The sequence below is a fragment of the Prolixibacteraceae bacterium genome (assembly GCA_019720755.1).
Lineage (GTDB): Bacteria > Bacteroidota > Bacteroidia > Bacteroidales > Prolixibacteraceae > Halosquirtibacter > Halosquirtibacter laminarini.
Genome location: CP081303.1, coordinates 1,193,423 through 1,208,553 on the forward strand (window position 1 = coordinate 1,193,423; position 15,131 = coordinate 1,208,553).

Annotated in this window: 14 protein-coding genes; 6 read left to right on the top strand and 8 right to left on the bottom strand. The window is 36.9% G+C overall.

Annotated features, from left to right (window positions below; translation table 11 throughout):
* The first annotated feature begins 65 nt into the window (after nucleotides 1-65).
* The 6 genes from K4L44_05020 to K4L44_05045 are packed head-to-tail and all read left to right on the top strand — an operon-like array spanning nucleotide 66 to nucleotide 5,762.
* Nucleotides 66-650 carry a TetR/AcrR family transcriptional regulator gene (locus K4L44_05020; GenBank protein QZE15198.1) on the top strand — a complete coding sequence of 195 codons (585 nt, stop codon included), beginning with the start codon at nucleotides 66-68 and terminating at the stop codon, nucleotides 648-650.
* Nucleotides 634-1,383, top strand: coding sequence for an outer membrane lipoprotein-sorting protein (locus tag K4L44_05025; GenBank protein ID QZE15199.1), 750 nt, complete (start codon nucleotides 634-636; stop codon nucleotides 1,381-1,383). Before K4L44_05020 ends, K4L44_05025 begins: the two co-directional genes overlap by 17 nt.
* Before the next feature lies 1 nt (nucleotide 1,384).
* A complete protein-coding gene (locus tag K4L44_05030) occupies nucleotides 1,385-2,602 on the top strand; it encodes an ABC transporter permease (GenBank protein ID QZE15200.1) in 1,218 nt (405 codons plus the stop codon).
* An 11-nt stretch (nucleotides 2,603-2,613) separates the two neighbouring features.
* Nucleotides 2,614-3,849, top strand: a complete 1,236-nt coding sequence (locus K4L44_05035; protein ID QZE15201.1) for an ABC transporter permease — start codon at nucleotides 2,614-2,616, stop codon at nucleotides 3,847-3,849.
* Nucleotides 3,850-3,858: 9 nt separating this feature from the next.
* Nucleotides 3,859-4,554, top strand: coding sequence for an ABC transporter ATP-binding protein (locus K4L44_05040; protein QZE15202.1), 696 nt, complete (start codon nucleotides 3,859-3,861; stop codon nucleotides 4,552-4,554).
* Between the two features lie 17 nt (nucleotides 4,555-4,571).
* Nucleotides 4,572-5,762, top strand: coding sequence for a hypothetical protein (locus tag K4L44_05045; GenBank protein QZE15203.1), 1,191 nt, complete (start codon nucleotides 4,572-4,574; stop codon nucleotides 5,760-5,762).
* 185 nt (nucleotides 5,763-5,947) lie between these two features.
* Here the strand turns inward: K4L44_05045 and K4L44_05050 are convergent, their stop codons facing one another.
* From K4L44_05050 to K4L44_05085, 8 genes are all read right to left on the bottom strand, one after another.
* Nucleotides 5,948-6,115 carry a 4Fe-4S binding protein gene (locus K4L44_05050; GenBank protein QZE15204.1) on the bottom strand — a complete coding sequence of 56 codons (168 nt, stop codon included), beginning with the start codon at nucleotides 6,113-6,115 and terminating at the stop codon, nucleotides 5,948-5,950.
* Between the two features lie 352 nt (nucleotides 6,116-6,467).
* Nucleotides 6,468-8,873 carry a TonB-dependent receptor gene (locus K4L44_05055; protein QZE15205.1) on the bottom strand — a complete coding sequence of 802 codons (2,406 nt, stop codon included), beginning with the start codon at nucleotides 8,871-8,873 and terminating at the stop codon, nucleotides 6,468-6,470.
* Nucleotides 8,874-8,875: 2 nt separating this feature from the next.
* Entirely contained in the window at nucleotides 8,876-10,075 is a 1,200-nt protein-coding gene (locus K4L44_05060; protein QZE15206.1) for a DUF4249 domain-containing protein, read from the bottom strand.
* Between the two features lie 254 nt (nucleotides 10,076-10,329).
* Nucleotides 10,330-10,686, bottom strand: a complete 357-nt coding sequence (locus K4L44_05065) for a DUF2752 domain-containing protein (GenBank protein QZE15207.1) — start codon at nucleotides 10,684-10,686, stop codon at nucleotides 10,330-10,332.
* A 53-nt stretch (nucleotides 10,687-10,739) separates the two neighbouring features.
* Nucleotides 10,740-11,243: a CD225/dispanin family protein gene (locus K4L44_05070; GenBank protein ID QZE15208.1), complete on the bottom strand. Its 504-nt coding sequence runs from the start codon at nucleotides 11,241-11,243 to the stop codon at nucleotides 10,740-10,742.
* A 96-nt stretch (nucleotides 11,244-11,339) separates the two neighbouring features.
* Nucleotides 11,340-11,828 carry a CD225/dispanin family protein gene (locus K4L44_05075; protein QZE15209.1) on the bottom strand — a complete coding sequence of 163 codons (489 nt, stop codon included), beginning with the start codon at nucleotides 11,826-11,828 and terminating at the stop codon, nucleotides 11,340-11,342.
* A 39-nt stretch (nucleotides 11,829-11,867) separates the two neighbouring features.
* Nucleotides 11,868-12,344: a CD225/dispanin family protein gene (locus tag K4L44_05080; protein ID QZE15210.1), complete on the bottom strand. Its 477-nt coding sequence runs from the start codon at nucleotides 12,342-12,344 to the stop codon at nucleotides 11,868-11,870.
* Between the two features lie 509 nt (nucleotides 12,345-12,853).
* Nucleotides 12,854-14,410: a hypothetical protein gene (locus tag K4L44_05085; protein ID QZE15211.1), complete on the bottom strand. Its 1,557-nt coding sequence runs from the start codon at nucleotides 14,408-14,410 to the stop codon at nucleotides 12,854-12,856.
* Between the last annotated feature and the right edge of the window lie 721 nt (nucleotides 14,411-15,131).

Consider the following 15,131-nt stretch of genomic DNA (forward strand, 5'->3'; position numbering starts at 1 on the left):
TGACCAGTTGGTCAATATAAAAAAAATAGTACTTTTGACTGAATGTTTGGTCAAAATATAATTGTATGCCGAGAACAGAAGAACAAAATGAAAAGATAAAAAATGAAAGAAAACAGCAGATCCTAAATGCCGCGATGCTGTTGTTCTCAAAACAGAATCCTGCGGAAGTCTCGATTGCTAAAATTGCAAAAGAGGCAGGTGTTTCAAAAGGATTGATGTACTCGTATTACGAGAGTAAAGAACATCTTCAAAAAGAGATTGTATTTCAATGTATGGATGAGATCATGTCTATTTTTCAAATGGATAAAGGGGCTTTTGTCGATGCCCAAGACTTTAGAGAGAGGATAGATCGTCTATTCGATCATGTGCAGAATAATATAACCACTTGGAGTATTTATACGCAATTGCTTATGCAACCTTCAATGAAGGAAGTTTTTATGAGTCCTAAAGTGTTGGAAATGATGGAGGATTATCAACGACAGCTATACCAATATATGACTAATCAAGGTTTTGAAGATCCAGAGAAAGAGATTGTTATTATGGGGGCCTTGATTGATGGAATCAGTGTTCAGTATGTTTCGGCACCAGAGTTTATAGATTTAAATGTTGTAAGAAACCATATAAAAGATGTTTATGGAAAAGAAAATTAGTGTCGTATTACTTTTGTGTCTCTTAGGAACGGTAAATGTTTTTGGACAAGATGCAAAAGCAATAGTGAAACGATCTTATGATCTGATGAGAGGAGCTTCCAGCTATAATGAGGCTACGATGTCGATTGTAAGACCTAAGTATACTAGGGTCTTGAAATTTAAATCATGGGCTAAGGGGACTGATTACTCTTTGGTGTATGTGCTTTCGCCAGCCAAAGATAAGGGACAGGTTTCGTTGAAGAGAGAGAGTGAAATGTGGAACTGGATGCCATCAATACGTAGAATGATAAAGATACCACCAAGTATGATGAATCAATCATGGATGGGATCGGATCTTACGAATGATGATATTGTGAAGGAGTCGTCTATTGTGGATGATTACGACCATAAGGTTCTTGGTGAGGTTGCATTCGAAGGAGAATCCTGTTATAGGATTGAGCTTATACCTCATGAAGATGCCGCTGTGGTATGGGGAAAGATCATCTCTTTGATTAGTAAAGAGCATGGATATACGCTCCAAAATAAGTATTACGATGAAGATGACGAGTTGGTCAATACGGAGACCATGTCGAAGGTGAAGAAGGTTGGTGACCGTACTATTCCTACATTTTATGAAGTGGTGCCTGCAGATAAGCCAGGTCATAAGACTACTATGAGCATGGATGTGATTCGTTTTGGTGTGAAGGTTCAAGATAGTTTCTTTAGTATTCAAAATGCCAAAAGAGTGAGGTAATATGAGAAATGAGATAGTAATGGCATGGCGCAACTTGTGGCGCAACAAAAGAAGAACATGGACGATGATCTCCTCTATCTTCTTCGGAGTGTTGGTTTGTAGTTTCATGAGTGGGATGCAGGAAGGGATGTACTCCGGAATGATTCGAAATACCGTTGAGAAGTATTTAGGTTATTATCAGATCCAAGATAAAAGTTACTGGGAGGATAAGAAGATCAATAATACCATGGAGTGTACCCCAGAATTGATGAAGAAGTGGAGCAATGAAGAGGTCAACTTGGTGCCTAAACTAGACTCTTATGCTTTGGTCTCTTATGAGAAGAAGTCTCGCCCTGTAGTTGTTAGAGGGGTGGATATTCCTAATGAGATTCAGATGAGTCATTTCGATAAACAACTGCAAGAGGGGGAGATGATTGCTCCGAATGATTATGCTGTTTTGATTGGTTCCACTTTAGCGAGTTATTTGAATGTCTCCCTTGGCGATTCTTTAGTACTGTTGAGTCAGGGATATCATGGACAAACTGCTGCGGCACTTATCCCTGTGAAGGGGATTGTGAAAGACCCAATTCCTAATATGAATAAACGTTTGGTATATATGCCTTTGGCTACTGCCCAGTCTTTTTATAGTGCCCCCAATAGGGTTACTTCGGTGGCTGTGTTGAAAAACGATAAGTTAGACATGCCTCAATATAGAGCTTCTTTATCTTCACGACTAGACGCTTCTTTGGTGGCCAAACGTTGGGATGAGTTACAACCAGAATTGATACAACAGATCGAAGGCGATCGAGTAGGTGGGGATTTAATTAAAGTGATTCTTTTTCTCGTAATCGGCTTTGGGCTTCTAGGTACTGTTACGATGATGGTGGCTGAGAGAAAACGGGAGCTTGGTATTATGATTTCAGTTGGAATGCGACGACAAAAATTGGCACGTATACTGATCTATGAGAGTTTTATCATGACATGGATTGGGGTGATTATCGGAGCTCTCTCTTCTTATTTGATTCTCTCTTATTATGCTCAAAATCCGATTCCTATGACGGGGGATATGCGTAAGATGATTTTAGAGATGGGATGGGACCCTGTGATGTCTTTCTCTAATGATCCTATGATTATCTTTAATCAGAGTATTGTGTTGGTTGTGATGATGATATTTATTGCCATCTATCCATGGATTAATGTGATGAAGCTTAAAGAGCATCTGGCTGTACGTGAACAATAATGAACTCGATAATGAAAAAAAATATATTACAATTGATCTCCATCTCGTGGAGAAATATATGGAGAAATAAGGTTCGTAGTGCTGTGGTTATCTCTGCGATGGCTATCGGTATGTTTGCTGCAATATTTGCCTCTTCGTTGGCTACTGGTTTGATTGTAGATAAGGTTAAGGAGGGAATTGAAGTGGAGACCTCTTATATACAAGTGCATGCACCTAAGTTTAGAGAAGATCTAGACCTTCATCTATCCATGCCTTGGAGTGAAAAGAGACAACAAGAGATCATGGATATCCCTGGTGTTGATGCCGTTTCACCTCGTTATAAAATGAGTGCGATGGCTTCTACTACTGAAGCAGGCCGTGGTGTGGAGATGTTGGCTGTAGATCCAACATTAGAAAAAGAGACTAGTACTGTAGCTTCGATGGTAACCGATGGCGTTTGGCTCGATCAAAGCAAACGTCGTAATAGAATTGTTATAGGAAAGAAGTTGGCTGAAAAACTAAAGGTAAAACTGAAGTCTAAAGTGGTGCTCTCGTTTCAAGATATTCATGGCGATATTGTAGGGGCAGCTTTCCGTGTGGTTGGAATTTATAATACCACAGACTCTCGTTTTGAAGAGCAGTTTGTATATGTCAAGAATAAGGATATCCAACGTATCGCTTCACTGGATAAAAATAAGATACAAGAGATTGCTATTCATATTAGTGATGGCGATCAGTTAGATGCCATCAAGAGCGAAGTAGTGAAGAAATTCCCAAATCAAGAGGTGATGGATTGGAAAGAGATATCTCCTGAACTTGGATACTCTATGGAGATGTCTTCATTCTATATGTTCATCTTTGTGATGATTATTCTCTTTGCTTTAGGTTTCGGTATTGTAAATACCATGATGATGGTGGTTCTTGAAAGAGTACGTGAGTTTGGTATACTAATGGCTATTGGTATGCAAAGAGCGAAGGTATTCTGGATGGTGATATTTGAGTCCGTATGGCTCTGTTTGACTGGAGGTGTTGTCGGGATTATCCTCTCTATGATTGCTATTGGTTTGACTCGAGATGGAATCCATGTAGCTTCTACAGCCGAAGGGTTTGAAGCGATGGGCTATAGCTCAGTGATACGACCTTATGTAGAAATGCATGAGATACTTTTAACCGTATTGATGGTCGTAGTTGCAGGTATATTGGCAGCCATTATCCCAGCAAGAAAAGCACTAAAAAATAATCCTTGTGAATCTATTCGTACTATTTAATTTATTATCATGGCAGTAATTGAAACAAAAGATCTATATAAAATATATCATGACGGAGAGAACGAAATCCGTGCAGTCGATGGCGTGAATATCTCGATCAATAAAGGTGAGTTTACGGCAATTGTAGGCCCTTCAGGGTCAGGTAAAACAACCTTGCTTAATCTATTAGGAGGACTTGATTATGCCACCAAAGGAGAGGTCTTTGTAGAAAATAGTGACCTTGGAACAATGACCGACAAGGAGCGCATTGATTTTCGCTTAAATAATATTGGATTTGTTTTTCAGGCCTATAATCTAATCCCTGTGTTGAGTGCAGAGGAGAATGTTGGATTTGTAATGGAACTCCAGGGTTGTCCTGCTAATGAACGACATGATCGTGCGGTTGCATTGCTTAAAGAGGTTGGACTTGAGGGAAGAGAAAATCAAAGACCTAGTAAACTATCTGGTGGACAACAACAACGTGTTGCTGTTGCGAGAGCTTTGGCTTCTAAGCCAGCTTTTGTGTTGGCTGATGAGCCTACTGCCAACCTCGATTCTCATGCTACTGCTTCGTTGTTGTCAACAATGGAGAAGTTAAACGAAAAGGAGGGAATTACTTTTGTCTTCTCAACCCACGATCCTCGTGTAATGAAACGTGCTCGTCGTATTATTGAGATTGAAGATGGTAAGATCATCCATGACTATGTCAAAGAGCCAGAAGCGTAATAAATAGCCTCTTTGTTATGAAAAGATTACATACATTATCCACGATGATAATGATTATCTTGTGCCTTACGAGAGTAAGTGCACAGGATAAGAATTATCAAATATCTGGATATATAAAGAATATGGAGGGACTATTTTTTATGGACCCTGCCTCGCAACAGTTGATGGGCATGTCCTCTAGTGTAATGGACTATAATTTAACCCACCAACGTTTTAATTTCGACTATTTTGTCTCTTCGGACCTTGTATTTACCATGCAAATGCGAACGCGTCTCTATGCAGGAAGTATGGTGCGTTATGTTCCTCAGTTTGCGGAACTTACTGCCGTAGACAATGGAAAGGTTGATATGTCATGGAACCTTGCTACTGGAGACAGTTGGTTTCTGAATACCAATATAGATCGACTTTATCTTGACTACACTTATGGAGAGTGGAATGTTACTGTTGGTCGACAGCGTATCAATTGGGGGATCAACTTTATATGGAATCCCAACGACCTATTTAATACCTACAACTATCTTGATTTTGATTATGAGGAGAGACCCGGTACTGATGCTGTTAAGTTGACTAGATACTTCGGTTATACATCTTCATTTGAGGTGGCCTATAAGATGGCTGACAACATGATAGATAGGACTTTGGCAGCTTCTTATCGTTTCAACTATAAGAACTATGATATCCAGTTAATTGGAGGATGGAAAGGGTACGATATGGTAATCGGAACTGGTTGGACAGGAGATATATCTGGTGCCGGTTTTCGAGGAGAAGTCTCCTATTTTCAACCAATGACGGGTTATAAAGATAAGTCTGAAGAGGCTTTGGTCGCTTCTTTATCTCTAGATTATACATTCCCTAAAGGACTCTATCTACAATCTAGTTTTTTATACAATAGTTTAGGAACAACTGGGGATATTAATCAAATGAGTTTGCAATATGTAGATACGAACCTATCTGCAAAGAACCTATCATTAGGAAAATATGAGGGATTTATGCAAGCGAGTTATCAGCTCTCACCAATTGTTTATCTTTCGGGATCTACCATCATAAATCTATCAGATTGGTCAGGATATATAGGACCTAGTGTAACCTTCTCTCTAATGGATGATTTGGAGTTGATGGCTATGGGGCAGGTGTTCTGGGGGAAAGATCTAACAGAGTATGGTACCCAGCCTAATAGTGTCTATCTACGATTAAAATATAGCTTCTAAGTCCTTTCTTAGAATAGAATGATAAGAGACATTTCCTTTTTATAGGATTGTCTCTTTTTTTCTTATATCGAAGCGTACAATCGATGATGACAACTTCTCTCTCTTGCTCTTCTATGTATATAGAAAAAAAGAGGCCATTACTTTCGTAATAGCCTCTTATGATAAGAATCCCTACGGGAAATTTCTTACTCAGCTGAGATAGCTTCAACTGGACAAACCTCTGCACAAGAACCACAGTCAGTACATAGATCTGAATCAATTTTATAGATATCACCCTCAGCAATAGCTTCTACTGGACACTCATCAATACAAGTTCCACAAGCAATACATTCGTCAGAAATAACGTAAGCCATAATTTTAAATTATTAGATTTTCTCAATAAAACGTGAAACAAATTTATGAAACATTTAGCTTTCGTCCATCCAATAATGGGTATGAAATTACCTTATATGGCTTATTTGTATTCATTCAATTTTAGATAAACACCTTGGTGTCTTTATTTGGGTGTTCTATATTTCTGTATATGAGAAAGGTATCAATAAGAGACTTAAAACAAGAAGTTGTTCTCCAACAAATCGTTTTGTAGTAAGAATACTACAGAATGTATTTAACATCTCTATTATTCATGATTTCTTAGGAGTTTTGAGCAAGATTAAACTCTCATTTTTCTATCCATGAAGAGGTGTTTCATCATCAATAACTTATCTATTTAAAATTAAATCTATAGGTGATACTTGGGATAATACTAAAAAGAGAGTATTCTGTAATAGAGATAGTGGATGGACTTCCATCTGTTGGTTTTGTAATTGACGTTGTGTAATTATATGGATTCTTTCTAGCGTAAACATTGTATGCGCCAAATGTCCATGTTCGTCGTCCTCTTTTGCGATCTTTGTGGAATGATATGGAGCAGTCAAGTCGATGGTATAACTTCATTCTTTTATTGTTCATTTTAGGAACAATCAATCCTACGGAACCTTCTGTTGTTGTATAGTAGGACGTTGGGATTGTAATAGGATATCCTGAAGATAGAATATAGTTTGCTCCAAATTCTATATTCTTAGAGAATTTATGTTGTAATACCAAAGAGAAGTCGTGAGTTCTATCGTAACGATATGGAAACCAATTTCCATTGTTTAGAGCTGCAAAGTTGCGTTCATTACGACTCAGTGTATAGGCAATCCATCCAGTGGTTTTTCCCATATCTTTTTTTAGAAGTACATCCATTCCATAGGCACGACCATCTCCTCTAGTTACTTCATCCTCCCAATGTTCTGAGCTTTCGAAAACTCCATACTTAAAATCGATTTGATTGGTCATCTTCTTGGCCCAACCTTCTATCGAAAAGCTTACACTTGGAGAGAGTTGAACTAAAGCTCCAACGGTGAATTGTTGGCAATTACTAGGCGGTATTTTAACTGTAGCAGGAACCCATATGCTCGTTCCCAATGCAAAGTTATTTTGTGAAAGTAGATGTATCGGTTGATTCATCAGAGAGTAGGATGCCTTCAGTGAAACAAAATCAGATGCCAGGTATCTTATTGCCACTCTTGGTTCATAATATTGAAACAATTTATCTTTTGCTTGGTATATTGCATAACGTAATCCCATCTTAAGTTTCCAACGATAATTTGGGTCTGTTTCCCACTCAATGAATGCTGCTCCCTCCTTGGTATTGGTATCCAATGTCCCTTGTATATTTGACTTTGTGCCACTCTCATCTGTAGTGGTGGTAACATTCTTCCCTGGAGTAAATTGATGATATACGCCAGACATTCCCCATTTGATTTTGTTTGAAGCTGAAAGAAGGAGCCTACTGTCGTATTTCAACCCCCAATCGGTTACCTTCGAAGTATAATTGTTTTTGAAGTTGCTTTTATATTCGATCTTGTTATTCTCTATTGTTGTATTAATATCCTCTTCTGAACTCATTTTTGTCAAATATTCATACATAGAGGAGTATACCGTTAGGTTCGAATACCAACGAGATGAATGAATTTGGTTCAGTCGCAATGAAGAGGTGAGATTTCCCCAATTAATATTCATGTCAAGTGAAGATTTCTCCTCCCCGAACTCATTACTTTTAGTGGACTTATTGTTTACACCAAACTGATCCGTTCCTTTATATATACTAAAATATGCTTTGGTGTTTGGAGCGATGCTATAAGTAATCTTCCCTGTCATATCGTAGAAATAAGAGGTGAATTTAGTATCCTCTTTGGTTCCTGAATTTGCATTTTTATTATTGTAATTTTTAATAAAAGGTTGCATCAAGAGATCAATATAGGTCCTTCTTCCTGTAAACATAAATGCCCCTTTCCCTCCATTTATAGGCCCTTCAATTAATCCTTTACTAGAGATGGTGCCGATGGATATGTCTCCTGTGATATGGTCTCTATTTCCCTCTTTCATCGAAATATCCACTACAGAGGATAGACGCCCGCCGTATTCTGCAGAGAATCCCCCTTTATAAAAGTCCACATTTCTTATTGCCTCTGGAGTGAAGATAGAGAATAGTCCAAGTACATGGGATGCATTATAGACTGGAACATTGTCTATCAAGAACAAGTTTTGGTCTGGGCTTCCTCCCCTTACGATCAATGAGCTACTTCCTTCGCTACCACCACTTACTCCAGGAAGCATCTGTATTGCTTTAATAATATCTTTTTCTCCGGCAAGAGATGGCAGGTTTTCGATCTGTTTGGGACTGATGGTATGGGCGCTTACTTGTGCATTCCGAAGAGTCATTGTTCGCTGGGCTCCTGTTACTTTCACCTCTCCAATTTCTTGTGTGGAGGGGGATAATTCCACTTGAATCGAACCATTTTTTATTTGATTGAATGGAATTGTTTTTGAGTCATATCCCATACATTGTACCCTTATCTCTTTGTGGTCCTGTTCTTTTGTAATAAAGGAGAAATATCCTTCGGTATTGGTAACGCCTCCACTTTTTGAAGGGTACAGAACTACCACTGCTCCGATAATAGACTCTCCATTGCTTTTATCCAATACTTTTCCTTGAATTGTCTGATTCTGTCCAACTCCTCTTGTCGTGACAAAGAACATGCATAGCATGAATAGGATTAGCTCTTTTATATTAGGTGATATCATGTCTATTCTTTTTCTTCGTTTTCTTGTTCAATCGTATTCGAGTAGTAGAGTGTTTTGGTTGTGCTATTTATTCCACCAAATATGCCTGTCCCATTTTTTATGTTGGATTGAATAGGAATGATAGGGGAGAAGCTCCCATTGCTATTTTGTTGAATGGTTAGGTCTCTAATATAGCGATTACTGTGTTCTGACATACGTATGATATGAGCTTTATACTCGTAGATAACATCCTCTTTCATCTTCATAACCTCCTCTTTTTGGAGGGAAGTATTCTTCTGTTCGGGAGTATATATAGAGAGCTCTTTTTCATTATAATCTTTATAGTTCCCAACCAAAATCTCGTTGAAACTACTGTTTTTAGAGTAATAGTAGTCATTTGCGTTTACAGCTACTTGGGTTATTTCAGATTGTTTATAAACCACCTTTATAGCCTCGTGTAAAGAGTATATATATGGTTTAATCGTTCCGTCATACTTCTCTTTCCATAGGTTTAATGTTTCGGTGGGTACATTGCCATAATTGTTCGGATTTTGTTCGAACCACTCTTTTATTTCTGTGAATGGCATCTCTAATGATGCATGACTTTGGATAAAAGATACAAATAGAGAAGAAGCTCCCATCGCTTTTAGTCTCTCGATAGCATCTGTAGTAATTACTACTGTCTCAGGGAAAGAACTTGTTCTTTCTACTTGGATTTTGACATAACAGTTCTCTTCCCAATCTTTTTCTAGTAAAAAACTCGTTTTAAAGTAACGGTCACCAATCGTATTGGCTCCAAGAAGAACTCTAGATTCTAACGATGTTTCAAAACTTTTAAAGACAAATGCTTTCGGGGCAAAATCTTCCGCTTCTATTACTTTATTATCTAATGTTGTTATTTCAAGTCGATATGAATTTTCATCTTTTGGAGTCGCTTTCGATAGATACTTCTGAAGGTCACTGTTGTAAGTTAGAGGTGTCTCAATACCATCTTGATCTACTATCTTTACCTCCTTTAAATCCAGCGTTTTGGGGGGTGTCTTGTCATTCAGTTTTTTAGAGAGGTGAATACTCACTTCCCAAGGAGAATTTGAAGAGAAGGTACATTGAACCACTAACTGTGGCTTGATCTCTTGTAGGTAATCATTAGTGACATCTTTCTTACATCCTCCTACAAGTAGGAGGATTAATAGAATGCCTATCAGATTCGCTTTGTCTTTCATATATATATGATTATATTTAATGTAAATATATGTTATATGTGTAAATAGATGCGCGCTTATTACGTTTTCTTGTAATAATGTTCATGATAGTAATCAAGGACATAGAGAGGTGTTATCCTTTTGATAGAGAAAGTAATGTAGAAGGATATAAAATTTGGTCTATAGGGGATTTTTCAAAAGCTTTAAATTGAATGGAAAAGAGTAGTAAACCTAATTGATTTAGGTCCAAAACTCTCTTCTATTCAAATAACATTCTATATTATATTATTTCTAATAAGAAAAAACAACGTGATGGTAATAGCACTAATATAGATCGCACTTCTACCGTATAATATATTTCGGATACGGTTGCATTTACCATGTTTAATAGATTGATACTCTACAAACCAACCTAATAGAATATAGGGAATGGCAATAATTACGAAGGTGTTATATCGGCATGCTTCCATTATATTTCCATGCAATAGTTGGTGTATTGCTCTTTGTGATCCACAACCAGGACATTGTAGTCCCGTAAGTTGCAAAAAGGTGCACTTTGGAAACATATTTGAGCGTTGAGGATCTATATAAAAATATAGAGATACTGCTGCAATGAGTAGCAGTATCCCCATTATCCCTATGGATATTACTATTTTTTTATTTTTTGCTATTCCAAACATTCCTTTTAACGTGCTTTTGTAGCCTCTTCAAACCCTTGTTTATATGCAGCTACAAATTCATCATAATTTGAAGTTACATTATAAATAATATATAGAAGCGATATCAACATTCCAACAATAATTATTGTTTTAGCCAATTTAGAGTATTTGTTTGCTTTTTCATAATCTCCACGATTGTACAATGATTCAATGCTTGAAGCATAAACAATCGCCACAATCGCCAAAGGCTGACAACAACATATGGTGACTAGGATAGACTCCACCAAGAATGTCTTTGGTTTGCGAGGGACTTCTCTCTTCTGTGTCTCATCGCTCTTTGCCTCTTTGGGCATCTGGGGTGGAAGCTCTTGAAGCAGTTCCTGAAGCTCAGGTAGCTCTCTTGCAAGTGTCCAATCATCTAATTCGCTATGGTGAACTAGTGTGTCGTGAGATAATCCACTCGCTATAAGTTGGTCATACGCTATAGGACCTACTTTTTCTCCGTCGATGATGATAAAGTATGTATTCATTCTTTCTGCTTTATGGTTTAAATTATCAATTTTTTAGATAAATAATTATTGTATTTTAAGTTACAGCTATATGTATAATAAAGGGATGAAATTCCATTATAGATGTTTCACAATTTCAGTAAAAAATCCAAGCATAAAATTTAGAATTATAAGAATAACTCCTATACAGATAGAGACGATAAACCATGTTTTAGCATGTTGGGATGCTTGTTCTGCTCTTTCATATTCCCCCTTGTAATACAGTGAGTCAATTTTGCTAGAGTACACGATGCTGACAATTCCAGTAATCATACAGCAACATATCGTAGATAGAATCGCTTCAACAAGCCATGTCTTTGGCTTGGGTGGTTTATTTTCAATGTCTATATTTTTAGATCTATCCGATGACTTCTGGGTTGTTGATGAGAATGGTGGAGGCAAATCTCCTAGTAATGATTGAAGCTCAGGAACTTCGTTTGCTAGAGTCCAATTGCTTAATCCTTTATGATAAACTAAAGTGTCGGATTGAAGTCCATTTTTCACTAGTTCTTCTAGTTGTAATGGGCCTTTTTTTTCTCCATTAACGATAATAAAATACGATTTCATGATAAGTTATTATATAGTGGTCGATTGAAGTATTAATATTTATAACTCACCTTGTAATGCCAATAAAAAAACGCTAAAAAACCCGCATGCAAATATTGCGATGAGTATAACAAGAGGAATAAACGATATTAAGAATAATATCTTCGCATTTTGGGATGCTTTGGCTGCTTCATCGTAACGTTTGTGGTAGTAGTAGTTCTCTACTTTATTTGAAAAAACAATGCCGATTATACCTAAAGGAAGACATAAAAAGATGGTGGATATTATCGATTCAATCAACCAAGTTTTAGGCATAGGTGGTGGCAATTTCTCTTCCTTAGAAGGAGATGTTTTAGGCATTTCTGGTGGTAATTCTGAAATGAGTTCTTTAAGCAAATCTACTTCATCTGCTCTTGTCCAATCAGACATGTCTGTACAAAAAACTAAAGTGTCTCTTTTTATCTCTTGCGACATAAGTTCGTCGATGGTAAAAGGTCCTTGTCTTTCCCCTTGTTTCAAAATAAAGAATTTCTTCATATTCTTTTTTTTTGTTAAAATTAATAAAAAAACATGAAAGGTATATGGTGTGCTATTGATTTATGTTTATACGCAATTATCTTCTTCGAATTATTTTTTTTAGAGGAAGAGCTCTTTCATGAATTACTTCGTGGTTTTTTATAATAAGTAGTGTTAACTAGTTAATTCAATAAGAGTAAAGCAGTCTATTGTTTTGGGAGTGATTCCCCTGATGAATAGGGTTCTGATACAAACCATTTCACGAATCTTCTTTCAAACAGTACAAATAAGATGTCTAGGTTCAAATTCAAATAAAGATTGTTCTCTCGGTAAATATAAAAAAAGGGATATCCTGTTTAGGATATCCCTTGATCATATTATTTCATTCCAATCTTCGATACTCCTTTGTCTTGCATAAAGCTTTCATGAACTTTATGTCGAAGTCTTAGAAAAAAATGACAATCTAAAGAATAAGATTCTTGTGAAAGATCTTTAACTATAGATAATTTTCATACTAAAGAGAATCTTTTTTAGAACCAAGTAGCACCTGTCTCAAGTTTCGTTAATGGTTTTCCAACCACCCCTTGAGAAGCGAGTACAGAAAGATCTAAATGAATCCCTTTGATGCTCTTATAAACCAAAGGAGCTGGAGTATAACCTGAAGGTGCCACATATATTCCTCGTGTAGCATCATACGTTGGAGTCTCTGTTTTAGACACAGACATTCCTGTCCTTGGAGTTACCCCTAAAGCAGCCGTTCCATAAAGTAGATCTCCATGAAATGACCCAAATGAACTAGAAGGAGTATCTGTATGGAAGAAACTATAAGTTTTACTATTGTGATAGAATATATTCCCTGAGAACGACAGGTTATATGGGTCTCTATACTTCAGTGAATTCTTTATGCACCATGGCTGACGACGCGACTTGAACGCTTGTAGATCCACAGCATAACCACCATTGTTAACAAAGAAGTTATTTGCAATCGTTAAACTATATGCCAAAGCATGAGTGGAAGCTTTCGCTCCTGAGTTCAGGTAAAGTGCCGCATTTCCTCTTGATGCCAATGTCTTATTCAAATCGAAATAGTTTCCAGCAATAAGATGACCACTGCCCCAAATAAAGGCACCACCAGCTTCTACCGTACTGCTACCGGTAAAGAAATTTTGTAAAAGAACTTGGTTGTCTCCATGACGAAGATTCATGGTTCCATCACAATCTTCAAAAGTATTCGCATAGTATACATTCTCTTTTGATTTGCTCGTGATAATTTCAGGCTCGGAGTTTTGACGTACAAACAGGTTAGAATCCACCAGGCATCTACCAAAATCTTTTCTCCAAAAACCAATACGAATACCGCCACCAGCATTCCCTTTTTTCTTATATGGGTTTTCAAAATAACAGTGATCTACTCTATGATACATTGCAGGTCCTGATGGTCCGGTCTTAGTCGTTTTGAATGTATTATTTAAATTTATTACTTGATCTCTTGATGTTTTGTTTAGAAAAGAACAGTGATCAATACGGCAATATTGTGGTACGTCTCCTGCTGTTGTTAAAGAAGTGGTAAGATATGCTGACTTTACATCATTAATCGCATCCATAACACACTCTGTAACTCTGTTATAGCTACCATAAATAGCAATCAGACCAGGACCTTTCACCTTCCATTTAGTTCCTGTTCTATTTACGTTCTTAAAGTAGAACCCTTTCAATACAATGTGCTCCCCACGAAGCTCTACAGAACAATCTCCTGATATAATTGCCTGTCCAGGGACTTCAGATTCTATAATGATTGGTTTATCGATCAAACCAGAAGCTGTTACTACCATTTTTAGATCCTTATAAACCCCTGGAGCGAACACTATTCGCTCATCATCAGTTGCTGCACTAATAGCAGCTACTGCCTCCGATACATTGCTTACAACGGTCTTCTTTGATAGAGACAGTCTATCCAAATCGGTCATAGGCAATGCCTTCGATACTGTGCTTATTGGGTACTTCCCTGATAAAGAGGGAGCCCAATTACTCTCACACCCGAACAATGCTAAAGCAAGCAATGTGATCAAACTTAATTTTCTATACATAAGCTTTGTTACTAGTAATTGATTTTAATTCAGTGTCACAATAACTCATAGATCTATGAGAAGAAATTATCTTCGTATAGCAACACATCACAACACCACAAATCTAGAATAATAGGTGCGAAAGAATGGACTTCAATTCATATTTTGGTACAAGGTGATATTACCAAAAACACCTATTAAACGAATTGGATACGTTTCGAACTGTCCATGAAGTATGACATCTGAATCTATGATTGATTTTTCAGAAAGATATTTTATAGTAGCAACCATAATTTATAAGATCCATACTGCTTGTTCATAAGTAGCGTTCTTCTTAAATAGAATATTATAAAACTGTAGTATATCAATGCTTTAGGTGGAGTATCTTTGTGTTTTAATATATATTAAAATATTAAAATTTATTGCAAATAGAAGAGGATGTGGAGAGTAGGGGGACATATGACGTGATAAAAGGATCTAAAGCAACTGTCGTCATGAAATAAATATATCCCAAAAATTATTCCCACTTTATGAATATTCTCAAGGGATACAAATTTGAAATATAAACCATCACAAGTATCGATATTGGTACTCTACAGCGGCCTCTAATAGCATTTTAAATATGTAATAGTGTCCATATTCACCAAGTCACTTGTTTATTTTAATGTCAACCAACATGGAAAGAGCTTCTCTTCTCACGATTCACTTTTTTTAGCCTAATAAGATCTTATTATAATTAAAA